Annotated in this window: 21 protein-coding genes; 8 read left to right on the plus strand and 13 right to left on the minus strand. The window is 70.0% G+C overall.

The window, feature by feature from the left end; all coding sequences use genetic code 11:
* Window positions 1–348: 348 nt before the first annotated feature.
* Window positions 349–2,022: a methyl-accepting chemotaxis protein gene (locus AVAK2825_RS21650; protein WP_284402517.1), complete on the plus strand. Its 1,674-nt coding sequence runs from the start codon at window positions 349–351 to the stop codon at window positions 2,020–2,022.
* A 27-nt stretch (window positions 2,023–2,049) separates the two neighbouring features.
* Here AVAK2825_RS21650 and AVAK2825_RS21655 read toward each other — a convergent pair whose 3' ends face one another.
* From AVAK2825_RS21655 to AVAK2825_RS21675, 5 genes are all read right to left on the minus strand, one after another.
* Window positions 2,050–2,949: a LysR substrate-binding domain-containing protein gene (locus AVAK2825_RS21655; RefSeq protein ID WP_284402518.1), complete on the minus strand. Its 900-nt coding sequence runs from the start codon at window positions 2,947–2,949 to the stop codon at window positions 2,050–2,052.
* Window positions 2,950–3,205: 256 nt separating this feature from the next.
* Window positions 3,206–4,372 carry a mandelate racemase/muconate lactonizing enzyme family protein gene (locus AVAK2825_RS21660; protein ID WP_284402519.1) on the minus strand — a complete coding sequence of 389 codons (1,167 nt, stop codon included), beginning with the start codon at window positions 4,370–4,372 and terminating at the stop codon, window positions 3,206–3,208.
* Window positions 4,373–4,400: 28 nt separating this feature from the next.
* Window positions 4,401–5,114, minus strand: coding sequence for an SDR family NAD(P)-dependent oxidoreductase (locus AVAK2825_RS21665; protein WP_284402520.1), 714 nt, complete (start codon window positions 5,112–5,114; stop codon window positions 4,401–4,403).
* Entirely contained in the window at window positions 5,104–6,069 is a 966-nt protein-coding gene (locus AVAK2825_RS21670) for a Bug family tripartite tricarboxylate transporter substrate binding protein (protein WP_284402521.1), read from the minus strand. Before AVAK2825_RS21670 ends, AVAK2825_RS21665 begins: the two co-directional genes overlap by 11 nt.
* 82 nt (window positions 6,070–6,151) lie before the next feature.
* Window positions 6,152–7,090, minus strand: a complete 939-nt coding sequence (locus AVAK2825_RS21675) for a dihydrodipicolinate synthase family protein (protein WP_284402522.1) — start codon at window positions 7,088–7,090, stop codon at window positions 6,152–6,154.
* A gap of 115 nt (window positions 7,091–7,205) precedes the next feature.
* Between AVAK2825_RS21675 and AVAK2825_RS21680 the strand changes: the two genes are divergently transcribed.
* The 4 genes from AVAK2825_RS21680 (at window position 7,206) to AVAK2825_RS21695 (ending at window position 11,265) form a co-directional block, all read left to right on the plus strand.
* The gene (locus AVAK2825_RS21680; RefSeq protein ID WP_284402523.1) at window positions 7,206–8,159 is read left to right on the plus strand and encodes a LysR family transcriptional regulator; all 954 of its coding nucleotides are present in this window, start codon (window positions 7,206–7,208) and stop codon (window positions 8,157–8,159) included.
* A gap of 137 nt (window positions 8,160–8,296) precedes the next feature.
* A complete protein-coding gene (locus AVAK2825_RS21685) occupies window positions 8,297–9,934 on the plus strand; it encodes a sensor histidine kinase (protein ID WP_284402524.1) in 1,638 nt (545 codons plus the stop codon).
* On the plus strand, window positions 9,931–10,614 hold the full coding sequence (locus AVAK2825_RS21690; RefSeq protein WP_284402525.1) for a response regulator transcription factor: 684 nt from the start codon (window positions 9,931–9,933) through the stop codon (window positions 10,612–10,614). Before AVAK2825_RS21685 ends, AVAK2825_RS21690 begins: the two co-directional genes overlap by 4 nt.
* 168 nt (window positions 10,615–10,782) lie before the next feature.
* On the plus strand, window positions 10,783–11,265 hold the full coding sequence (locus AVAK2825_RS21695) for an SgcJ/EcaC family oxidoreductase (RefSeq protein WP_284402526.1): 483 nt from the start codon (window positions 10,783–10,785) through the stop codon (window positions 11,263–11,265).
* 76 nt (window positions 11,266–11,341) lie between these two features.
* Here the strand turns inward: AVAK2825_RS21695 and AVAK2825_RS21700 are convergent, their stop codons facing one another.
* From AVAK2825_RS21700 to AVAK2825_RS21735, 8 genes are all read right to left on the minus strand, one after another.
* The gene (locus AVAK2825_RS21700; protein WP_284402528.1) at window positions 11,342–12,724 is read right to left on the minus strand and encodes a sulfite reductase subunit alpha; all 1,383 of its coding nucleotides are present in this window, start codon (window positions 12,722–12,724) and stop codon (window positions 11,342–11,344) included.
* A gap of 21 nt (window positions 12,725–12,745) precedes the next feature.
* On the minus strand, window positions 12,746–13,840 hold the full coding sequence (locus AVAK2825_RS21705) for an FAD:protein FMN transferase (protein WP_502870583.1): 1,095 nt from the start codon (window positions 13,838–13,840) through the stop codon (window positions 12,746–12,748).
* Window positions 13,841–13,854: 14 nt separating this feature from the next.
* Window positions 13,855–14,667, minus strand: a complete 813-nt coding sequence (locus tag AVAK2825_RS21710; protein ID WP_272568173.1) for a DUF4198 domain-containing protein — start codon at window positions 14,665–14,667, stop codon at window positions 13,855–13,857.
* A 47-nt stretch (window positions 14,668–14,714) separates the two neighbouring features.
* On the minus strand, window positions 14,715–15,239 hold the full coding sequence (locus tag AVAK2825_RS21715; RefSeq protein ID WP_284402529.1) for a DUF2271 domain-containing protein: 525 nt from the start codon (window positions 15,237–15,239) through the stop codon (window positions 14,715–14,717).
* A 21-nt stretch (window positions 15,240–15,260) separates the two neighbouring features.
* The gene (locus tag AVAK2825_RS21720; protein WP_284402530.1) at window positions 15,261–15,887 is read right to left on the minus strand and encodes a PepSY-associated TM helix domain-containing protein; all 627 of its coding nucleotides are present in this window, start codon (window positions 15,885–15,887) and stop codon (window positions 15,261–15,263) included.
* Between the two features lie 501 nt (window positions 15,888–16,388).
* Window positions 16,389–17,399, minus strand: a complete 1,011-nt coding sequence (locus tag AVAK2825_RS21725; protein ID WP_284402531.1) for a tripartite tricarboxylate transporter substrate binding protein — start codon at window positions 17,397–17,399, stop codon at window positions 16,389–16,391.
* An 88-nt stretch (window positions 17,400–17,487) separates the two neighbouring features.
* Window positions 17,488–18,717, minus strand: a complete 1,230-nt coding sequence (locus tag AVAK2825_RS21730) for a CaiB/BaiF CoA transferase family protein (protein WP_284402532.1) — start codon at window positions 18,715–18,717, stop codon at window positions 17,488–17,490.
* Window positions 18,718–18,739: 22 nt separating this feature from the next.
* Window positions 18,740–19,729, minus strand: a complete 990-nt coding sequence (locus AVAK2825_RS21735; protein ID WP_502870584.1) for a hydroxymethylglutaryl-CoA lyase — start codon at window positions 19,727–19,729, stop codon at window positions 18,740–18,742.
* A gap of 130 nt (window positions 19,730–19,859) precedes the next feature.
* Between AVAK2825_RS21735 and AVAK2825_RS21740 the strand changes: the two genes are divergently transcribed.
* The 3 genes from AVAK2825_RS21740 (at window position 19,860) to AVAK2825_RS21750 (ending at window position 21,783) form a co-directional block, all read left to right on the plus strand.
* On the plus strand, window positions 19,860–20,768 hold the full coding sequence (locus AVAK2825_RS21740) for a LysR family transcriptional regulator (protein WP_284402533.1): 909 nt from the start codon (window positions 19,860–19,862) through the stop codon (window positions 20,766–20,768).
* Between the two features lie 204 nt (window positions 20,769–20,972).
* Complete coding sequence (locus AVAK2825_RS21745; RefSeq protein ID WP_092744314.1) at window positions 20,973–21,278, plus strand: winged helix-turn-helix transcriptional regulator; 306 nt, start codon at window positions 20,973–20,975, stop codon at window positions 21,276–21,278.
* A 145-nt stretch (window positions 21,279–21,423) separates the two neighbouring features.
* Window positions 21,424–21,783 (plus strand): FKBP-type peptidyl-prolyl cis-trans isomerase, encoded by a 360-nt coding sequence (locus AVAK2825_RS21750; RefSeq protein ID WP_284402534.1) that lies wholly within the window; start codon window positions 21,424–21,426, stop codon window positions 21,781–21,783.
* Window positions 21,784–22,000 lie beyond the last annotated feature (217 nt).

The raw sequence follows: 22,000 nt of genomic DNA on the forward strand, positions 1-22,000 counted from the left end.
GAAGCACCCCTTGGCCCGCATGGGAAAGAGCCCCACCACCCTTCGGAAGATGGCCGGCCGCCACATGCGGCGTTTGGCGAGACATGCGAAATTGGCACGTGTTGCTTTCCAAAATTTCGCTTTGGATTTGAAAATCTGAAACATAAACTTACGAACGACATTGCACTGCCAGCAAGTTTCCACGCAGATGGACAGGGAGGGGGGGTAGAAGCCGAAGCGGCTGACCCATGGGGCGAACCGCACGCCGCAAGAGGAAAGCATCGAAGTGCGCGCCACCTGCAACTCCGCCCCGGCACTTGCGGGTGGCGCATTTTTTTCTGAGCCCACCAAGAAAGAAAGAGCACGTCCATGAACCACCGATTCTTCGGAAACCTGCGCATCGGCCCCCGCATCACGCTCGCATTTCTTTCCACGATCGTGTTGCTGCTCCTCGTGGCCGGCATCTCCATGTCGGCCTTGAGCAATGTCAACCAGGCGCTGACGCTGGTGACCAAGGACTACTACGTCAAGGTCCGGCTGCTGAACGAGATTTCCGACGAGGTCGATCAGCAGGCCCGCTACGTGCGCAACCTGGTGATCTTCGATGACGCAACCCAGCGGGCGCAGGAGATCAAGGGCATCGAAGGCAGCCGCGAACTCATCACCGGCATGTACGCCAAGCTCACGCCCACGGTGCAAAGCGACATGGGCAAGCGGTTGCTCGCAGACACGCAGGAGCAGCGGTCCGCCTATGTGAAGGACGTGGACGCCTTCCTTTCACTGATCCGCGCAGGCCAGACCGAGGAAGCCAAGGGCCTGCTGGCCAACACGCTGCGGCGCAACCAGCTGGCCTACATGGCAGCGATCGACAAGATGTCCGATCACCAGCAACTGCAGATGGACAAGGCCAGCGACGGCGCGGACCGCGAGGTGAAGACGGGCTTTCAGCTCATCATCGCCATCGCGTGCGCGGCGGTGGCCGTGTCGTTCGTGCTGGGCTGGCTCATCACGCGATCCATCACCCGGCCCATCGGGCGCGCGGTGCAGATCGCCGAGACCGTGGCGGCGGGCGACCTGACGTCGCACATCGAGGCGAACAGCAAGGACGAGGTGGGCCAGTTGCTCAACGCGCTGCAGCGCATGAACGCCAGCCTGGTGCAGATCGTGGGCAACGTGCGCACGAGCGCCGACTCCATCGCGACGGGGTCGGTGCAGATCGCCAACGGCAACGCCGACCTGAGCCAGCGCACCGAGGAACAGGCCAGCAACCTGGAAGAGACCGCAGCGTCGATGGAAGAACTGACCTCCACCGTGCAGCAGAACGCCGACTCGGCCCGCCGCGCGCACCAGCTGGCCTCCGGCGCTTCGGCCGTGGCCACGCAGGGCGGCTCGGTGGTGGGCAACGTCGTGTCCACCATGCAGGACATCCAGCAGAGTTCCGGCCGCATGGCGGAGATCATCGGGGTGATCGACGGCATCGCTTTCCAGACCAACATCCTGGCGCTGAACGCCGCGGTAGAGGCGGCCCGCGCCGGCGAGCAAGGGCGCGGCTTCGCGGTGGTGGCCAGCGAGGTGCGATCCCTCGCGGGGCGCTCGGCGGAGGCCGCCAAGGAGATCAAGGCGATGATCGAAGCCAGCGTCTCGCGCGTGAGCACCGGCAGCGACCTCGTCGCCCAGGCCGGGCGCACCATGGACGAGGTGGTGGCGCAGGTCACGCAGGTGTCCACGCTGCTGTCGGAGATCAGCGCGGCCAGCGCCGAGCAATCGAGCGGCATCAACCAGGTGGGCGATGCGGTGCAGCAACTGGACCAGGTCACGCAGCAGAACGCGGCACTGGTGGAGGAAAGCGCTGCCGCCGCCGACAGCCTGAAGTTCCAGGCCGAATCGCTCTCGCGCATGGTGGCCCAGTTCCGCCTGCCGGGCGATACCGATGCCGGCACGGCCGGAACCCCGACTGGCACCGCCCGCAGCAGCAGCAACGGCCGCCATGGCGCGCTGCCGGCGCCCGCGCAGCGGCTGATCGGCTCGTCGGGCGCCTACTGAGCCGGCGCTCCCGCCCGATGGCGGGGCTCAGCAGTCGAGCTGGCGCACCTGGAAGTAATCCTGCGCCAGGTCCAGCCAGGCGCGCGCCGCGGGCGTGTGGGGCACGCCGCGGCGCCAGGCCAGGGTGAAGTGCCAGATGGAGGACAGATCGTCCACGTCGAGGTAGCACACGCCGGGGTGCTTGCTCCAGCGCGTGATGACGCGCGGCAGCAGCATCACGCCCAGCTGCTGCGCCACCAGCTGCACCATGAAATCGACCTGCCCCGTGCCCATCACCGACACGCGGGGCCGCACGCCTTGCCGCGCACAGGCCTGCAGCAGGGCCTGGTTCACGGTCGTGCCCTCCTCGAACAGGATGAGCGGCCACTGCGCCAATTCCGCGAGCGAAATGCGCGTGGTGCCGACGGGTACGAAGGCCTGCGGCACCAGGGCCACCACGGGCTCGGTGCGCACATGCTGCCAGTCGAAGTCGTGCGCGGCCGGGGCCACCAGGGCCGCCAGATCCACCTCGCCCGCCCGCAGCTGCGCTTCCAGCCGGTCCAGCGGCTCGACCACCATGGCCACGTCGATGGCGGGAAAGCGCTGCCGGAACTCGGTGAACAGGCCCGCGTAGTACGCGCTGGTGCCCATGCGGGGAAAGCCGATGCGCAGGCTTCCGCGCTGCACCTGCTGCATTTCCGCCAGTTCGCCCTCCAGCCCGCGCATCTCATGCAGGATGTTCACCGCGCGGCGCAGCAGCAGGTTGCCCGCAGCGGTGAGGCCCTTGCCCCGGCCCGAGCGCGCGAGCAGTTGCACGCCCATCTCGGATTCGAGGCCCTTCATCGCCTTGCTGACCGCCGACTGCGTGGCGCACACCACCTTGGCCGCTTCGGCGAAGCTGCCGTGTTTGGCGATTTCCACGAAAAGGCGCAGGGTCTTGATGTCCATGGGGATGGATGAGCACGAAGGACACGAGAAAACCGACGATACAAGCAAATGCCGACCCATCACAGGGCCCCGGCCAGCATAAGGCCCCCCGCACGCCCTGCGCCACCCCCCATGGCAAACGCCCGGCATCGCAGGGCGAGGCCGGGCGTCGGAGCGATGCCGCCAAAAAACAGTTCGGGTCAAAAAGACCTGCAGCACATATCTTGCTAGGGCATATTGCTCATATTTTTATAGCAACCGCCCCACTGCATTCTTCTCAGGAAGCCAGGGCCCGCATCTCCGCGATCAGGTCGGGCTTGCCCTCGAACCCGATGCCCGGCAACGGTGGCAACGTGACGTAACCGTTTTCCACCTTCACGCCGTCCGGGAAGCCGCCATAGGGCTGGAACAGATCGGGGTAGCTTTCGTTGCCGCCCAGGCCCAGGCCCGCGGCGATGGCCAGCGACATCTGGTGGCCGCCGTGGGGGATGCATCGGCTGGGGGACCAGCCATGGTCCTTGAGCATGTCCAGCGTGCGCAGGTATTCGACCAGCCCGTAGCTCAAAGCGCAGTCGAACTGCAGCCAGTCGCGGTCCTTGTGCATGCCGCCGTGGCGGATGAGGTTGCGCGCGTCCTGCATCGAAAACAGGTTCTCGCCCGTGGCCATGGGGCCTTGGTACACCTCGCCCAGCTTGGCCTGCAGTTCGTAGTCGAGCGGGTCGCCGGCCTCTTCGTACCAGAACAGCGGGTACTGCGACAGGGCGCGGCCGTAGTCGATGGCGGTCGGCAGGTCGAACCGGCCGTTGGCATCCACCGCCAGTTGCTGGCCCGGGCCGAGGATCTTGAGCACCGACTCGATGCGCTCGCAGTCGTCGGCCAGCGAAGCCCCGCCGATCTTCATCTTGACCACCGAGTAGCCGCGCGCCAGGTAGCTCTCCATTTCCTTCCGGAGCCCGTCCAGCCCCTTGCCAGGGTAGTAGTAGCCGCCGGCGGCATACACGAAGACGCGCGGGTCGGGCGTGCCGTTGCCGTAGCGTTCGGCCAGCAGCTGGTAGAGCGGCTGGTCGGCGATCTTGGCCACTGCGTCCCACACGGCCATGTCGATGGTGCCCACGGCCACCGAGCGCTCGCCGTGGCCGCCGGGCTTTTCGTTGATCATCATGCGGGCCCAGACCTTGTGCGGGTCGAGGTTCTCGCCGGTGCCGTCCACCAGCGTGGCGGGGTCGGCTTCGAGCACGCGCGGGATGAATCGGTCGCGCATCAGCGCGCCCTGGCCGTAGCGGCCGTTGGAATTGAAGCCGTAGCCGATCACCGGCTTGCCGTCGCGGACCACGTCGGTGACCACTGCCACCAGGCTCAGGGTCATCTTCGAAAAGTCGATGTAGGCGTTGCGGATGTCGGATTGGATGGGCCGGGTGGATTCGACGATATCGACGATTTTCATGGTGCTTGGGTGGTTGAAAAAAGAAGGATCAGCGGGCGAGCGAGGAGCCCCCGCAGATGGCGATGTCCTGCCCCGTGATGGCCGCCGCCGGCGGCGACAGCAGGTAGCCCACGAGCGCGGCGATCTCGCCGGGCTCGATGAGGCGGCCGATGGGCGGCAGGCGCGGTGCGCTGCCGGCGCGGGCGGGGTCGTTCAGCATGCCGGTGGCGGTGGCTGCGGGCGAGACGACGTTCACCGTCACGCCCTGCCCCGCCACTTCGGCCGCCCAGCTGCGCGCCAGCGCGACCAGCGCCGCCTTGGTGGCCGCGTACTGGCCGCGCCCGGGCATGCCCTGCGCCACGCGGCTGCCGATGAACACCACCCGGCCGTTCCCACGTGCGGCCATGGCGGGCACGATGGCATCGGCCAGGCGCGTGGCGGCATCGACGTGCAGGCGCCACATCAACCCGCCGCCCGCGTGGTCCAGCTGGCCCAGCGGGCCCACGCGCAGCACACCCGCGGCATGCACCAGGGCCTGGACGGCCGGCAGCCCCGCGGCGGCACGGGCGATGTCTTCGCCATCGGTCAGATCGACGGCCACGGGCGTGAACGCGGCGTGTTCGATGGCCGGCGCGGCCACGTCCAGCCCGCTCACGTGCCAGCCCGCGGCCAGCAGCGACTCGGCGATGGCGCGACCGATGCCGCTGCTGCTGCCGGTGACGGCGGCATGGGCGCCTGTGGGCGGCGTGCCGTCATTCCGCACGGATGTTGCCCTCGGTCACGATCTTCTGGGAGCGCTCCATGTCGGCGCGCTGGAACTTGGCGAAGTCGTCCACGCTGCCCGGCGTGACGAGCAGGCCCTGGTCCTTGAGCTTCTGGGCCATGTCGCCGGCCAGGGCCTTGTTCACCTCGGCGTTCAGGCGCTGCACCGGCGCGGGCGGCGTCTTGGCCGGGGCCCACAGGCCGTACCAGCTGTAGAACTCGAAGCCGGGAATGGTCTCGGCCACCGTGGGCACGTCGGGCAGGTTGGGCACGCGCTGGGCGGACGTCACGGCCACCACCTTTAGCATGCCGCTCTTGTGGTACTGGAGCGAGCCGAGGATGGGGTCGATGAAGCCGTCGATCTGCCCGCCGATCAGGTCCTGGAAGGCCGGCGCCGTGCCCTTGTAGGGCACGATGAGGTAGTCAATCTTGCCGGCCCGTTTCAGCAGCTCGGTCGAGAGATGCCCCGCCGAGCCGATGGAGCCCACGGCGAAGGTCATCTTGCCCGGGTGGCTCTTGGCGTAGCCCAGCAGGGACTTGATGTCGGTCACCGGCAGGTCCTTGTTGACCGCCACCGACAGGGGCGCCTTGGCCACCAGCGCCACGGGCGTGAAGTCCTGCGTGACGCTGAACGGCACCGACTTGAGCGTCATCGGCGCGGTCGTGAAGGTGGAGGCGCTGAACAGCAGCGTGTAGCCGTCCGCCGCGGCCTTGGCGACCGCATCGCCGCCGATCACGCCGCTGCCGCCGGGCTTGTTGTCGATCACGAAGCTCTGCCCGGTCTGCTCGCCGAGCTTTTGCGCCAGCATGCGGCCCACGGCGTCCAGCGTGCCGCCCGGCGGGAACGGGATCACCACGCGCACCGGCTTGTTCGGGTAGGTCTGCGCGAAGCCGCTGGCGGCGGCGGTGAGCGCGAGGGCGCCGAGGACGGCGCGGAGGAATGGCTTGCGTTGCATGGCGTGTCTCCTGTCTTTATGGGGTCGCGAATGTCCGGTGCGGGCCGTGCGGTGCGGCCCGTCTTGTCATGGCACCCGCAGATCAGCGCTGCAGCAGGCCCGCCTGCCGGACGGCGGCGCGCAGGGCCTCGACCTCCTGGGCGTTGGGCGCCTCGGTGGGCGGGCGCACGGTGGCGTCGTCGATCACGCCGGCCAGGTACATGCCGCCCTTCATGCGCGCATGGGCCTCGCCCGTGGGCTCGCCGCCGCCGTACAACGCGTCCTTGAGCGGCGTGATGACGGCCTGCACGGCCATGGCTTTTTTCAGGTCGCCGGCCTTCACGGCGTTCCACAGGTCGATGATGAGCTGCGGGATGAAGGTGGCGAAGCCCACCAGCGCGCCATCGACGCCCTGCACCATCGAGGCCAGCAGGTATTCGTCGTGGCAGGTGAGGATGGCCTTGGAGGCGTCGGCCTCGCGGATCGCCTGGATGTCGCGGGCGTACTTGTTCATGTCGCGCTGGCCCACCTTGAAGGCCTGCAGGTAGGGCAGCCGGGCGAGCTCGGCCAGCAGTTGCGACGAGTACGAGGCGCGCGTCCACGCCGGGTACACGTGGCACACCAGGTCCAGGCCCGGCGCGGCCCGGTGGATGGCCTCGAAATACTGCAGCGCATGGCCCGGCGTGAAGCCGAAGCGCAGCCAGTGATGGGGCGGCATGACGTCCAGCGCCACGGCGCCGGCGGCCTGGGCGGCGCGGGCATGTTCGGCGGCCTCGGCCAGGCCCTCGCAGACGATGGAGGAGATGACGGGCGTGCGGCCCTTCAGTTCGTCGGCCACGATGCGGGTGACCTCGGCGCGCTCGGCGGGGGTGAGGGAAAACACCTCGCCGGTGTGCCCGTTGGTCATGATGGCCACCACGCCCTCGTGGCCGGCCAGCCAGGCGGCGAGCTTGCGCAGGGCGGGCTCGTCGATGCGGTGGTCGGGGGTGAAGGGGCACGAGATGGCGGGGATGATCCCGCGATAATTCGCGATGGAAGGCATTCAAAGTCTCCGTTATGGGTGCAGGGGAACGACAACGCAGCGGATCTTCCGGCGACGGCCCCGCACCGTCCAATACCCGAATCGCATACATCTATCTGCACGGAACACGACGCCCATGGGACCTGGCAACCGCCCCCTCGATCTCGAATGGCTGGAAGACTTCCTGGCCCTGGCCGAGTGCGGCAATTTCTCACGCGCCGCCGAGGCCCGGGCCATCGCCCAGCCCGCGTTCAGCCGCCACATCCGTGCGCTGGAGGAATGGGTGGGCGTGGAGCTGTTCGACCGCAGCGCGCACCCGGCCGCTCTCACGGCGGCGGGGCAGCGCTTTCTGCCCCTGATGGAAACCCTGCTGGCCAACCTGGAGGCCACCCGCATCAAGGCGCGCGCCGCGCACGACACGGCGGCCGCCAGCCTGCGCTTCGCGGCCACGCACGTGCTCTCGCTAACCTTCTTTCCGCGCTGGCTGGGCCAACTGGAGGCGCAGCTGCGCCTGGGGCCCATCCAGACCATGTCGGACAGCTCCCGGGCGTGCGAAGACCTGGCGCTGCAGCGGCGCGTGCAGTTCGTGCTGTGCCACGGCCATGCCGAGGCGCCCGGGCGCCTGGACGAGGCGCAATACCCCATGCAGCGGCTGTCGGACGATGTGCTGCAGCCGGTGAGCGCGGCGGGCCCCGACGGCGGGCCGCTGCACGCCATCGGCCGGGACGGCGCGCCGCTGCCCCTGCTGGCCTACAGCGACGCCTCGGGCCTGGGCCGCATCATGCGGGCGCGCATGCGCGGCGTGTACGGCGATGGCGGGGAGTCGGCCGTGCCGGGTGGCGTGGCGGTGGTGTTCACCGCGCACCACGCGGTGCTGCTCAAGACCATGGCGCTGGAGGGGCGCGGCGTGGCCTGGCTGCCGCGCAGCCTCATCGCCGACGACCTGCGGGCCGGCACGCTGGTGGCGGCCGGCGAGGCGGCCTGGGACGTGCCGGTGGAGATCCGCCTGTACCGCCAGCGCGCCGGCATGTCGGAGGTGGCCGAATCGCTGTGGGCGCTGGCCGGCAGCCAGGCAATCCCCGCCAAATAGCCCCGATGCCGGGAGATCGATTGCCTGTTTAGCTATTATTTTCATAGCAACCGGGCGATCCGGGTGCCCGGCCCCTGGCAGGTGGGCGGGGCCCCGGCACGGAACATAATGCAGGCCCTTCGCACTCCGACGGCTCCATGTACCGCGCAAGACTCTCCCTGGCATTCGCCGCCCTCGTGGCCCTGGTGTGCATCCAGGCCGCGTTCGTGTACTGGGGCACGCACCGCGTCAACGACTACGCCCAGCACAGTCGGCTGGCCAGCGACATCCTCTCGGAGTTGCTGGACCTGTCGGCCAACAAGCAGCGGCTGCGCGTGTGGGCCACCCAGCGCCTGATGAACGCCAATGCCGTGCCCGAGGTGCGCGAGCGGCTGCTCGAACGCATGCACGAAGGCGCGGCCGCCCTGGCGGAGCTGGCCCGCCGCGACCTGGCCCTGTGGAACGAGCTGGCCCACCGCGAGGGCATGTCCATGCCGCAGGAGGTGCCGCAACTCGTGGGCATGACGGAGCTGCTGGAGGACAACATCCGGGCCGTGGAGGCCCGCCTGGCGCAGCTGCAGCCGCTGGAGCCCGGGGCCGACTTCCCTGCGGTGTGGGAAGAGCTGAACGCCACGTTCGACATGGCGCGCGGCCTGGACCTACGCGAGCTCATCAATGGCGCCATCGAGCGCCAGCGCAGCGCCGTTCCGGTGGCGCGCGCCGCCACCGAGCGCGGGCTGGACGTGCTGCGCCAGCAGGCGATCACGCTGGTGATCGTCACCCTCGCCGTGGCGGCCCTGCTGGCGCTGCACCTGAACCGCCGCCTGCAGCGCCCGCTGGACCGCCTGCTCGCCGGCACGCGGGCCCTGCAGGCCGGCGCGCTGGACCACCGCGTGGCCACCGGCTCGAAGGACGAATTCGATCGCGTCGCCCAGCACTTCAATGCCATGGCGGCGGAGCTGCAGCAGCACCGCGCCCATGCCGATGCGGCGCGCCGTGAACTGGAGGACGCGGTGGAGGCCCGCACGCACGAACTGAGCGTGGCGCACGAGACCCTGCAGCGCGTGGACCAGCGCCGGCGCCAGCTGTTCGCCGACCTGGGCCACGAACTGCGCACGCCCGCCACGGCCATCCGGGGCGAGGCCGAGATCGCGATGCGCGGCGGCGACCGGCCGGCGCAGGAATACCGCCAGACGCTGGAGCGCATCGTGGGCGGCGTCGATCAGCTCACCAAGGTGATCCACGACCTGCTGCTGATCGCCAGGACCGAGGCGGACCAGTTGGTGATCCGCCCGAGCCGCCTGGACCTGCAGGCCCTGGTCACCGATGCGGCGGAGCAGGCCGCCGCGCTGGGCGGGCTGCACGGCGTGACCGTGGAGCCCCTGCCGCCCGCCCCCGGCGACCCGCTGGTGGTGAACGCCGATGCCGACCGGCTGCGCCAGGCCCTCATGATCGTGCTGGACAACGCGGTGCGCTATTCGCAGCGCGGCGGCACGGTGCGCGTGGGCTGCCAGCCCGGCCCCGATGGCGAAGCCCAGGTGCTGGTGCGCGACGAAGGCATTGGCATCGAGGCCGAGGAACTGCCCGCCGTGTTCCAGCGCTTCGTGCGCGGCCAGCGCGCGCGGGCGCACCGCGCGGACGGCACCGGCATCGGGCTGTCGATCGCGCAGTCCATCGTGCACGCGCACCACGGCCGCATCGACATCGACAGCCAGCCCGGCGTGGGCACGGTGGTCCAGATCACCGTGCCTTCGGCCAGCCACCCCGAAACCCTGTCCCCCGAGGAAACCGCATGAACATCCTGGTGGTCGAAGACGATCCGCGCGTGGCGGACTTCCTGCTGCGCGGCCTCAAGGCCGAAGGCTACAGCGTGGAGCTGGCGCGCAACGGCCCGGACGGCCTGACCCTGGCGCGCACCGGCGATCCCGGGCTGCTGCTGCTCGACCTCATGCTGCCCGGCCTGAGCGGCCTGGAGCTGTGCCAGACGCTGCGCTCCGAAGGGCGCCACGTGCCGGTGCTGATGCTCAGCGCACTCAGCAATACCGAGGACAAGGTCAACGGCCTGCGGCTGGGCGCCGACGACTACCTCACCAAGCCCTTCGCGTTCGAAGAGCTGCTGGCCCGCATCGAGGCGCTGATGCGCCGGGGGCGCGAGCAGCGCCAGCGCGCCAGCACGCTGCAGGTGGCCGATCTGGTGCTCGACCTGGAGCGCATGCAGGCCAGCCGCGCCGGCCAGCCCATCGCGCTGACCGCGAAGGAACTGGCCTTCCTGGAGCTGCTCATGAGCGCGCCCGGCCGGGTGTACAGCCGTGAGCGCATCCTCTCCAATGTCTGGGGCACCAACGAGGACCCGCTGACGAACGTGGTCGATGTCTACGTGCGCCGCCTGCGCGCGAAAATCGACGAAGGCCATGCCATCTCGCTTCTGAAAACGGTGCGCGGCTTCGGGTACCGGCTGGATGCCGCGGCCGAGTGACACGGGGGCGAAAGCCTGTTCATCGGCGGTTCATTTTTGCGTCATCTGCCCTTCATGGGGCTGCAACGGCCGTGTTCATGCACGCCTTGAAGAATAGGTCCTGTATCGCAGTGAGCGATGCAGTGCCGGCGAAGGCCGGCGCTTGACCCACTTTTCTCAAAGGACCCCATGAAGACGCTTCACACCGCCCTCTCCGCAGCTGCCCTGGCTCTGTTCTCCGTCTCCGCCCCGGCCTTCGCGCAGGGTCAGGGTGAGCCGGTCTGCTTCCCTGCCGACGAAAAGCAGATCTCCGCGCTGTTCGACCGCTGGAACGCTTCGCTGCGCACGCTGGACCCGGACAAGGTCACCGCGAACTACGCGCAGGACGGCGTGCTGCTGCCCACCGTGTCCAACCAGCCCCGCACGACGCCGCTGGAAATCCGCGACTACTTCGTGAAGTTCCTCAAGAGCGAGCCGCAGGGCAAGATCGACAGCCGCACGATCCGCATCGGCTGCAACGTGGCGCAGGACGTGGGCACCTACACGTTCCGCTTCAAGGACGGCAAGACCGTGCAGGCCCGCTACACCTACGTGTACGAGCGCGTGAACGGCCAGTGGCTGATCGCCCACCACCACTCCTCGGCCATGCCCGAGACGGTGGCCGCCAAGTAAGCGGCCTTTCCACCGGCGCTCCATCGCCGGGCAGCGCAGGGGCCGGCATGCCGGCCTCTGCGCCGTGGCGCCTGCGTCAATACACGTCGCGGCGGTAGCGCCCGCTGCGCACCAGGCCCTCCATCGCCTCCTCGCCGAGCACGGCGCAAAGCGCGGCATGCACGCCCTGCGCCATGCCCACCAGGCTGCCGCAGACGTAGATGGCCGCGCCGTCCGCCACCCAGGCGCGCAGCGCATCGGCGGCCTCGGCCAGCCGGTCCTGCACGTGCACCCGCTGCGCCTGGTCGCGCGAGAACGCCAGGTCCAGGCGCGTCAGCACGCCGCTGGCCTGCCAGGCCTGGATCTCTGCCCGGTACAGGAAATCGTGCGCCGCCTGGCGCTCGCCGAACACCAGCCAGTTCGGGCCCGCCCCCGCCGCGGCGCGCGCCCGCAGATGGCTGCGCAGGCCGGCGATACCCGTGCCGTTGCCGATCAAGACGAGGGGCCGCGCGGCGTTGTCCTGCAGCCGGAAAGGCCCGTGCGCGCGCAGGCGCAGCGGCACGGCGCCCCCCGACGCGAGGCCTGCGCACAGCCAACCCGATGCCACGCCGGGCGTGCCGTCCTCGCGCACGGCCTGGCGCACGGTGAGATGGATGCGTCCGTCACCCGCCACCGAGGCGATGGAATAGTCGCGCGGGCGTTGCGGGTCGGCCGGCGCGCACAGTTGCACCAGATCGCCCGATGCCCAATCGGCCGCGGTGCCGGGCGGGGGCGCCAGCTCGATGTGAAACACCGGCGCGCCCAGGCTGCCCGGATTGAGGTGGCGGCGCGCGGCCAGCGTCCAGTCGGCGAACGGCGGCGCCTCCCAGGCAGGCGCCCCGTTCAGGTTCGCGACCTGCGACAGCTGGTGCTGCCATGCCAGGAGCGCGGCCGGGGCGCCGTTGTCCATCTCCACCCGCTCGAACAACGGTACCGCGCCCTGCGCGCGCAGCCAGCCGTCCAACTGGCGGCCGAAGCCGCAGTAGTGCGCGTATTGCCGGTCGCCCAGCGCGAGCAGGCCGTACTGCAGGCCTGCCAGCGCGGGCGCCGCGGCCGCACCCATCCACTGCCCCTGGAAGCCCGCCGCGTTGTCGGGCGCATCGCCCTCTCCGTACGTGCTGGCCAGGAACAGCGCCCGGCGCGTGCGCTGCAGCAGCGCCGCATCCACCGCGCCCAGCGCGCACAGGTGCACGGGCTCGCCGGCCGCGTGCAGCAGGCGCGCGGTCTCGCGGGCCAGCGCCTCGGCCTGGCCCGTCTGGCTGGCATAGGCCACGAGCAGCGGCGGGACCCCTTCGCGGGCCGAGGCCAGCTCGGCCGCCTCGGCCCGCGCACGGCGTGCGCGGCGGCGCTCGCGCCGTGCGATGGCGGTGCACATCAGCCCATAGAGCAAGACCAGGATCAATGCCGCGGCAAGGCGCGGCACGGGAATCGAAAAAACCATGGGATGCAGCAGGCGATGGTGTCAGGCCCCCGCCAGCGCTTCGAAGGCCGGCGTCGCGGCCCAGGCCAGGCCCTGCGGCGTGCGCTCGCACACCAGCGCGGCCAGCCCCTGCCGCCGCGCGAAGTCCAGGCCGTCCTGCGGGCCCAGCACGGTGATGATGGTGGCCAGCGCGTCGGCTTGCATGCACTCGGCATGCAGCACCGTCACGCTCGCCAGCGCGTGGTGCACGGGCTCGCCGGTGCGCGGATCGATGGTGTGGGAATAGCGGCGGCCTGCATGGTCGAACGCATGCCAGAGGTCGCCCGAGGTGGCCACGGCCATGCCCTGGAGCACCAGCGCGCGCGGGGCATGGCCCGCGGGATCGGCCACGGCCACGCGCCAGGGCTGCCCGTCCGGCCGGCGGCCGCTGGCACGCAGCTCGCCGCCCACCTCGACCAGAAAATCGGTCCAGCCCTGCGCCTGCAGATGCTGCGCCACGCAGTCCACCGCATAGCCCTTGGCGATGCCGCTCAGATCGAGCTGCGCGCCACCCGGCTGCCGGGCCTGGCAGTGCTCAGGCTGCAACGCGATGCGGCCATGGCCCACGCGGGCCCGTGCATCACTCAGGGCCTGGGGCGATGGGATGCGCGCCACCGGCCCGGCCCCCGGGCCGAAGCCCCACAGGTCCACGAGCGGGCCCACGGTGGGGTCCCAGGCGCCGCCGCTGCGCTGCGACCAGTCGAAGGCGCATTGCAGCACGGTGAAGAACTCGTCCGGCAGCGTGTGCCAGGTGCCGGCCGCGGCGCGGTTGAAGCGCGAGAGGTCGGAGTCCGGCTCCCAATGGCTCATCTGCTGCACGACCCGGCCCAGCTCGGCGTCGATGGCGGCACGCACCGGCGCGAGCGGCGCGAAGCGCGGGTTGCCCAGGCGCACGCGCCAGGTCGTGCCCATGGACTCGCCCGACAGCGTGTGCAGCGCGGCCGGATCGGCGCGGCGCGGCGACGGCGCCGTGGCATACCCGGCCGGCACGAACGAAGGCGTGGCCGCGCCGCCCGCTGGCTGCGGCAGCAGCACTTCGGCGGTGGCGCCGCTGCGGCCACCGCCCTGCAGCGGCACGCCCGCATAGCGCACCCGCACGGGGGCGGACGGGGTCAGGGCAGTACCTCCAACGTGCCCACGTACGACAGGCGGCGTTCCTTGGCCTGGGGCAGCGACACCTTGTCGTCCTTGGCATCGGCATCGACCCAGTACATGCCGGCCTGCGGCCAGGTCACGCTGAACTCGCCTTTGGCATCGGTGGTGGCCTTGATCTCGTCCTGCTTGTCGCGGTAGCGCGTGGCACCCGCCACCAGCACCACCTCCAGCCCGGCGGCGGGCTTGCCGTCGATGTGGAAGGCGAAGGTGGCCTTGTCGCCCTTCACCAGGTCGTTGGGGTGCGTCACGGGCACCAGCTCCAGCCCCTTGCCGCTGGCCTTCACGGCGCTGGGCTTGCCCACCGTCACGTAGGTTTCGATGCGCCCGGCCGACTGCGTGACCTTGAGGTCCTGGGCGTCGGCAGGCACCTCGGCCGCGAATTTTTCCGCCGTGCCGCGCCAGCGCCTGGGCTGGCCGGCCTTGTCCTTGTAGGTGGCGAACAGGCCGTTGTTCAAAACGGCCAGGCGGTAGGTGCCGGTCTGCGTGAGGTTCAGGTCGAACACGCTGCGCAGCTTGCCCTTGTGGGCGTTCTCGGGCGCCACGGCACTGCCGTCGGGGGCGGTGACGGTGAGGTTTTCCAGGCCCAGCGGGAAGTGGTTGAAGAAGAACAGGTCGTTGGACACCGCGGCGTCCACCGTGATCCATTCGGCCTTGGACAGCACGGTGGTGGACGGCAGCAGCCACACGTTGTGGGCTTGCGCGGAGGTGAACGCGCCGCAGAGGGCGACGAGGCAGGCAGCGGCGAGGCGCGATGGTGTCTTGGAATGCATGCGGAAACTCCGGATGGATGGGAATGGGGGGTGAAGGGCTTGCCGGATCAGGGCTTGAGTTCGAGCGTGATCTCGCCCAGCTCCGTGGTGCCCTTGGCCCGCAGGGGCTCGCCCTTGGCAGCGGGCCAGGCGAAAGGCACGGTCACCACCTCGCGGCCACCGACCTCGCGCGCGGCCTCCACCACCAGCTTGTAGCTGCCGGCGGGCAGCCGGGCGAGCGGGTTCGTGCCTTCGGTGAACTGCAGCAGGTGCTTGCCGGCAGGGCGCGTGGGACTGGTCACGCCGTCGATCGGTACCGACAGGTCGCGGCCCGTGCGGCGCCACCACTGGCGCATGTCCTTGAGCCACTTGCTGCCCTCGGCGTCCTTCATCTTCACGTCGTACCAGACGGCCAGGGTGGAGGCCACGGTGGCATCGGCGCGCTCGACCCACACGGCCACGTAGGGGCGGTGGTATTCGGCCACCTCCAGGCGCGGGATCTCGATCCCCACGCCGAGACCGGCCGCGAAGGCGGGCGCGCCCAGGCAGGCCCCCATCGCCACGGTGTAGCGCAGCTGCAAATGCTTTTTCATGGGCATTTTTCCTCTTTCGGTTCAGTGGATAAACAGGAACGCCAGCAGGGCCGGCAGCACCAGGCCCAGGCCGACCATCGGCCACGTGAAGGGCCGGTTGCCGGCGTGCATCTTCAGGATGAACAGGCCCGTGATGCAGAACACCAGGCAGGCGGCGGCGAAGGCGTCGATGAACCAGCTCCATGCCGCGCCCGTGTTGCGGCCCTTGTGCAGGTCGTTGAAGTAGGAGATCCAGCCCCGGTCGGTGCGTTCGTACTCGGCCTCGCCATCCGCCAGGCCCACACGGATCCAGGCGTCGCCGCCGGGGCGCGGCAGCGAGACATAGACCTCATCGGCAGACCACTCGGCCTCGCGCCCCGCCGTGTCGACGGACCACTGCGCCCGCGCCCAATCCTGCAGGGCCGGCGGCCAGGGCGCGCGGGCCTGCCCGGCGGGGGGCGCCACAGCCTGGAGCACCGGTGCGGGCACGGTCGCCCGCAGGCTGGTGACCCGGGGCTTGGCCTCGATCTGGCCGGCGTGGTTGAGCGTGAACCCGGTCACCGCGAACAGCAGCATGCCGACGAGGCAGATGGCGGAACTCACCCAGTGCCATTCATGCAGGGTCTTGAGCCACCGGGCGCGGCGGCGAGGGTCCGGAGGGCGGGTCATGCGGGAACGGAAGGGGCCGGATGGGGGACAGGGAGCGAGCCACCGCACAGGGTGGCGCCCGGGAAAACCCGCAATTCTAGGGCGTCCAATTGAAAATGAATCGCATTTGCAAAATCTTTACCCGAAGGTCGCCGGCGCAGCGATCCGCAGGCCAGGGGTCGCGTGCCGCGCGCTTGGCACCGATGGATGCCCGCTTCGGCATCGACATGAAACGCCCGTCACACACGGGGCGCGGCCCCTCCGCCAGGTTTGCCCTCACACGGCGGCGATGTCGCAATGTCGCGATGACGCGATAGCGGTTGACCGGCTCGGCCGCCCGCCGAGCGCGGGCTCGAACGCCGAAGGCATCCGACCGGCATGGATCTGGCGGCACGGCCCGTTTCGCATCGCGAGGGTGCTCCAGCGCCTGGAGCGCGCCGCACCCGCGTGAACCGGGGCCTGCGCGGCCGCTTCTGAGCGCCATGCCGGCCCGCGCGAAGGCCGGTGCGTGGCGGCTGCGTTTCAGTCCATCTTCACGTTCGCGCTTTTCACCACCTGCGCCATGCGTGCGGCCTCGCTGCGAAAGAACACCGCCGCCTGCTCGGGCGGCGTGAGCTTGATGTCGTAGCCCTGGGCCTGCAGGGCCTCGCGCGCCTCGGGCATCTCCATGGCGGCCTTGAAGCCGTTGTAGAGCCGCGCCACCTCGGCCTTGGGCAGGCCCGCGGGGCCGATGGGGGCGATCCACCCTTCCAGCTCGAAGCCCGACAGGCCCTGCTCGGCGATGGTGGGCACGCTGGGCAGCGTGGGCACGCGCACGGCGGTGGTGACGCCCAGAGCGCGCAGCGCGCCCGCCTTGATGTGCGCCGCGGCCGGCGCCACGGCCACGACGCCCAGCTGCACCTGTCCACCCAGGATGTCGTTCATCAGCGGCCCCATGCCCCTGTACGGGATGTGCTTGATGTCCACCTGCGCCTGGTCCACGAACATCGCCGCACCCAGGTGCAGGATGGTGCCGTTGCCGGACGAGCCGTAGTTCAGCACGCCGGGTTTGGCCCTGGCATACGCGATCAGCTCCTGCACCGTCTTGGCCGGCACCGACGGATGCGCGACCAGCACGAAGGGCGTGGCACCCAGCACGGTGATGGGCGTGATGTCGGCCAGCGAATCGAACGGAATGTTCTTGTAAACGGCCGGGTTCACCACATGGTTGTTCGAGACGACACCGATCACCGACCCGTCCCGCGGCGCCCGCACGATCTGCGCCGTGCCGGTGATGCCGCCCGCGCCGGGCAGGTTCTCGATCACGACCGGATGGCCCAGGGCCTTGGCCAGGCTGTTGCTGATGGCGCGGATGGCGCCGTCCGCGCCCGAGCCGGCCGACAGCGGCAGGATCACGCGCAGCGGCTTGTCGCCCGGCTGCGCGTTGGCCAGGCCCGGCACCGCGAGCGCAGCGGCGCCCCAGGCCAGTGCGCGGCGGCGGGTGAGAACGGCGGGGCGCAACGCCAGTGCGCAGGGGGTGGGCAGCGATGTCATGGTTTGTCTCCGTGATCGTTGGGGGATGAAGCGGCGGCGCGGTCTTTGCCGCGCTCGCATGCCGGTGTTGGGGCCGAGCCCGCTCTCGTCAGGCCACGGCTGCGGCCGCGTGCAGCGCGGCGATCGCCTCGGGCGCGTAGCCCAGGCCGGCGAGCAGTTCGCGCGTGTGCTGGCCCAGTTGCGGCGGGTCCAGCCGCACGCCCATGCGCTGGCCGTCCAGCCGCAGCGGCAGCAGGGTGACCCGCGCGGTGCTGCCGGCGCGCTCGCCGTCGGGCAAGGTGACATCGGCCAAGCCGCCCGTGGCGTTCAGGTGCGGATCGTCGAACAGCTGCTCGGGGCGCAGGATGGGCGCGAACGGCAGGCCGTGCTGCTCGAAGATGGCCGACAGCGCCTCGGCCGTGTGCTCGGCCAGGCGGCGGCGCAGTTCGGGCAGCAGCGTGGCGCGGGCGCGCACGCGGTCGTTGTTCAAGGCCAGGCCCGGGTCGGCCTTCAGGTCGGCATAGCCCATGGCATCGCAGAAGGTGGCCCACTGCGCGTCGCTCACGGCGGCCAGAAAGATCTGCCCGCCGTCCTTCACGCTGAATACGTCGTACACCGCCCACGACGAGATGCGGTCGGGCATGGGCGCGGCGGGCTGGCCCGTCACGGCGTACTGCATCATGTGCTGGCCGACGAGGAACACGTTGTTCTCGAACAGGGCGGAATCCACCTCCTGCCCCCGGCCCGTCTGGGCGCGCTGCATCAGCGCCGCCATGGCACCGATGGCGCCGAACATGCCGCCCATGATGTCGTTCACGCTGGTGCCCGCGCGCAGCGGATCGCCCGGGCGGCCGGTCATGTAGGCCAGCCCGCCCATCATCTGAACGACCTCGTCGAGCGCGGTGCGGTGCTCGTAGGGGCCGGGCAGGAAGCCCGTGTGGTTCACGTAGACCAGCCGCTCGTTCAGGCGGGACAGCGCGGCGTAGTCGAGGCCGTACTTGGCCATCACCCCCGGCTTGAAGTTCTGCGCCACCACGTCGGCCGACGAGGCCAGGCGGATCGCCACCTCCAGCCCCTCGGGCTTGCGCAGGTCCAGGGCGATGCTCTTCTTGTTGCGGTTGAACATGGGAAAGAACCCGGCGCCCGCGCCCAGCAGATGCCGCGTGCGGTCGCCGTCCACCGGCTCGACCTTGATGACCTCGGCGCCGAGGTCGGCCAGCACCATGCCGCACGTGGGGCCCATGACCATGTGGGTGAACTCCACCACGCGCAGGCCCTCCAGGGGCAGGCGCGGGCGTTCGGCAGTGGGGGCGGAAGAAGGATTCAAGGGAGCGTTCATGGGCGCAACGATAAGGGTTCGGTCAGGCAGCGGACGCAACCGCTGCGGGGAAGGACGCGGCCGTGCGGGGCAGTCCGGCCTGCCAGAGCGCGCCGTGCAGGGTCTCCCCCTCCAGCCAGCCGGCCACGCGCTCGCGCAGCGCCAGCAGCGCGGCCACGTCCAGGCCGGTGGAAACGCCCATGCGCTCCAGCATAAAGGCGAGGTCTTCGGTGGTGACGTTGCCGCTCGCGCCGGGGGCATGGGGGCAGCCGCCGATGCCGGCCAGGCAGGCGTCGAATCGGGTGATGCCGGTCTGCCAGGCGGCGTAGGCGTTGGCCAGCCCCATGCCGCGCGTGTCGTGGAAATGCGCGCAGGCCAGCCGCTCGCCGACGAGTCCGCGGGCTTTCTCGAACAGGCGCTGCACGCCCGCCGGATCGGCATGGCCCACGGTGTCGGCCAGGCTCACGCGGTCGGCCCCGGCGTCGAGCAGGGCTTGCATGAGGCGCAGCACTTCGCTTTCGGCCACCTCGCCCTGGAGCGTGCAGCCGAAGGCCGTGCCCACCCCGCCTTCGATCAGGGTGCGGCTGCCCGCCGCATCGCGCGCCGCGCGGATGCGCGCCACCTCGGCCACCACCTCGTCCGGCGTCTTGCGCAGGTTGGCCAGGCTGTGCGCGTGGCTGGCGGACAGCGGCACGACCATCAGATCGGCCTGGCATTCGATGGCCCGCTCCGCCCCGCGCAGGTTGGGCACCAGCACCGAGGCGACCAGGCCCGGCAGGGATTTGGCGTGCGCGAGCACCTCGGCAGTGTCGGCCAGTTGCGGCAGCAGGCGCGCCGGCACGAACGAGCCGACCTCGATCTCCCGCTGGCCGGCCGCATAGGCGGCATCGACCCATTCGATCTTGCGGGCGGTGGGCACCACGGTGGCGATGCTTTGCAGGCCATCGCGCAGGCCCACCTCTCTCACGATGGCCTGGGCGGACGAAGGGGGGAGCGGATGGGCGGGCGGGCCTGCGGGCGTGCGGGGGGTCACGGAGTCTCCTGTCTGGGGTCTTGTGCAGGCATTCTAGAAATTCCCTTCCATCAATTCATGCCAATTTTGGAAGGCCTAAGATTCCAGGAAGGAAAATCTTGAATCCCTTCCCTTCTTCCACATTCCTTCCATGCGCCTGCCCGACCTCCAGACCCTCAAGCTCTTCGTGGCGGTGTGCGAGCACCGCAACATCGCCCGCGCGGCGGAGCAGGAATCCATCGTCGGCTCGGCGGTGAGCAAGCGGCTGGCGCAACTGGAGGACACGCTGGGCACGCCGCTCCTGGTGCGCAAGCGCCACGGCGTGGTGCCCACCGCCGCCGGCGAAACCCTGCTGGAACACGCCCGCACCATGCTGGCCAGCGTGGACCGCATCGAGCGCGACATGGCGGCCTTCGCCACCGGCATCCGCGGCCACGTGCGCATGCTGGTCACAGCCTCGGTCATGGCCGAATCGCTGGCGGACGACGTGGCGGCCTTCCTGCAGAACCCCGCGCACCGCGACATCCAGGTGAGCATGGAGGAACGGGTGAGCCCCGAGGTGGTCCGCGGCATCCGCGAAGGCAGCGCCTCCATCGGCATCTGCTGGGACGCGGCCGATCTGCAGGGCCTGGAAACGCGCAGCTACCGTCACGACCACCTGGCCATCGTCGCCCACCCCTCGCACCCGGTGGCGCGCCAGGACAGCGTGCGGTTCGCCGACGTGCTGGGCTACGAGTTCGTGAGCATGCCGGCCCTGAGCGCCGTGCACGTGCTGCTGGCGCGCGCCGCGGCGGTGGAGGGCAAGACCCTGGTGCACCGCGTGCTGGTGTCCAACTTCGACGCGGCCCTGCGCGTGGTGCGCGCCAACCTCGCCATCAGCGTGGTGCCCGCCGAGGTGGCGGTGCCGTTCGCCGCGGCCACGGGGGTGCGCATCGTGCCGCTGGCCGACCCGTGGGCCCGGCGGCGGTTCGCGCTGTGTTTCCGGCCGGCGCCGGGCCTGGCGCCCGCCGCCCAATTGCTGGTCGAGCACCTGGTGTCGGCGGGTGCCGCGGCGCGCTGAGGGCACGTCCACCGGGGCCGTGGCAGGAGTGCAACAATCCTGTAACACCTGAGTATTTTTACCCCGCAGCGCAAGTGGGGTGCTGCTCTGGAGCTATTAAACTTGTAGCAAAATGGTTTCCACGCTATATTCACAGCGTTCCGGCCGCCCGGGTTTTGCCCGCTGCCGGATTTCTATCTCTCTATCGCGCAAGGAGAAGCTTTCATGAGCTCCAAGGAAAACGCCGCCATCAACCAGCTGTTCGAAAAGCTCGAATGCCGCTATGCGTTGCGCGTGCTCTGGGCCCTGCGCGACGGCCACCCCCAAACCTTCCGGCTGCTGCAGGACAGCGTGGGCGGCATCACGCCCAACACGCTGAACACGCGCATCAAGGAACTGCGCGAAGCCGGTCTGCTGGACCACGGCAACGACGGCTACACGGTCACCCCCTCGGGCGTGGACCTGCTCAAACGGCTGTCCGACGTGCAGGCCTTCGCCACCCGCTGGGTCGCAGCGCGGGTCAAGAAGTAAGTCGACCAAGCCGGCGCGAGGCCTCTCCAGCGTCCGCCACCCTGCCCGACCCGCGCGCTGCGCGGGTTTGGTCTTTTAGGGCTCCAGCGCAATAAGCACTAGGGCATATCGCTATCATTTCAGTAGCACTTCGAAAGGAACACCCATGGCATTCACCACCACCCCCTCCGGCCTGCAATACGAAGACACCGTCGTGGGCGAAGGCGCCGAGGCCACGCGCGGCAACCACGTCAGCGTGCACTACACCGGCTGGCTCTACAACAACGGCGAGCAAGGCGCCAAGTTCGACTCCAGCCGCGACCGCAACGATCCGTTCGAGTTCGGCCTGGGCGCCGGCATGGTGATCAAGGGCTGGGACGAAGGCGTGCAGGGCATGAAGGTGGGCGGCCAGCGCACGCTGATCATTCCCGCCGCCCTGGGCTACGGTGCCCGCGGCGCCGGTGGCGTGATCCCGCCGAACGCCACGCTGAAGTTCGACGTCGAGCTGCTCGGCGTTGGCAGCTGATCAGCGCGGCGCGGTCCGCACCGAGACCGGCGCCCGGTGGGCGCCGCCTCCCCCAAGGGCTGTGCCTTCGCAAGAAGGCACAGCCCTTTTTCCATCTGGGTCGCCCTTGCCTGCCCGCCAGCGCTCGCATTTCTTTTCACCGCCCCCCACAACCTTTGGCACCGCAGCCCGCACTCACGACGGCAGAAAAATGACTGCGATCTTCCAACGGAGCAAT

The organism is Acidovorax sp. SUPP2825 (genome assembly GCF_030158995.1).
Taxonomy (GTDB): Bacteria; Pseudomonadota; Gammaproteobacteria; order Burkholderiales; family Burkholderiaceae_C; genus Paracidovorax.

Coding starts and splice junctions, on each gene's coding strand:
- AVAK2825_RS21650 (WP_284402517.1), top strand. CDS start 349: ATGAACCACCGATTCTTCGGAAACCTGCGCATCGGCCCCCGCATCACG.
- AVAK2825_RS21655 (WP_284402518.1), bottom strand. CDS start 2,949: ATGGACATCAAGACCCTGCGCCTTTTCGTGGAAATCGCCAAACACGGC.
- AVAK2825_RS21660 (WP_284402519.1), bottom strand. CDS start 4,372: ATGAAAATCGTCGATATCGTCGAATCCACCCGGCCCATCCAATCCGAC.
- AVAK2825_RS21670 (WP_284402521.1), bottom strand. CDS start 6,069: ATGCAACGCAAGCCATTCCTCCGCGCCGTCCTCGGCGCCCTCGCGCTC.
- AVAK2825_RS21675 (WP_284402522.1), bottom strand. CDS start 7,090: ATGCCTTCCATCGCGAATTATCGCGGGATCATCCCCGCCATCTCGTGC.
- AVAK2825_RS21680 (WP_284402523.1), top strand. CDS start 7,206: ATGGGACCTGGCAACCGCCCCCTCGATCTCGAATGGCTGGAAGACTTC.
- AVAK2825_RS21685 (WP_284402524.1), top strand. CDS start 8,297: ATGTACCGCGCAAGACTCTCCCTGGCATTCGCCGCCCTCGTGGCCCTG.
- AVAK2825_RS21690 (WP_284402525.1), top strand. CDS start 9,931: ATGAACATCCTGGTGGTCGAAGACGATCCGCGCGTGGCGGACTTCCTG.
- AVAK2825_RS21695 (WP_284402526.1), top strand. CDS start 10,783: ATGAAGACGCTTCACACCGCCCTCTCCGCAGCTGCCCTGGCTCTGTTC.
- AVAK2825_RS21700 (WP_284402528.1), bottom strand. CDS start 12,724: ATGGTTTTTTCGATTCCCGTGCCGCGCCTTGCCGCGGCATTGATCCTG.
- AVAK2825_RS21710 (WP_272568173.1), bottom strand. CDS start 14,667: ATGCATTCCAAGACACCATCGCGCCTCGCCGCTGCCTGCCTCGTCGCC.
- AVAK2825_RS21715 (WP_284402529.1), bottom strand. CDS start 15,239: ATGAAAAAGCATTTGCAGCTGCGCTACACCGTGGCGATGGGGGCCTGC.
- AVAK2825_RS21720 (WP_284402530.1), bottom strand. CDS start 15,887: ATGACCCGCCCTCCGGACCCTCGCCGCCGCGCCCGGTGGCTCAAGACC.
- AVAK2825_RS21725 (WP_284402531.1), bottom strand. CDS start 17,399: ATGACATCGCTGCCCACCCCCTGCGCACTGGCGTTGCGCCCCGCCGTT.
- AVAK2825_RS21730 (WP_284402532.1), bottom strand. CDS start 18,717: ATGAACGCTCCCTTGAATCCTTCTTCCGCCCCCACTGCCGAACGCCCG.
- AVAK2825_RS21740 (WP_284402533.1), top strand. CDS start 19,860: ATGCGCCTGCCCGACCTCCAGACCCTCAAGCTCTTCGTGGCGGTGTGC.
- AVAK2825_RS21745 (WP_092744314.1), top strand. CDS start 20,973: ATGAGCTCCAAGGAAAACGCCGCCATCAACCAGCTGTTCGAAAAGCTC.
- AVAK2825_RS21750 (WP_284402534.1), top strand. CDS start 21,424: ATGGCATTCACCACCACCCCCTCCGGCCTGCAATACGAAGACACCGTC.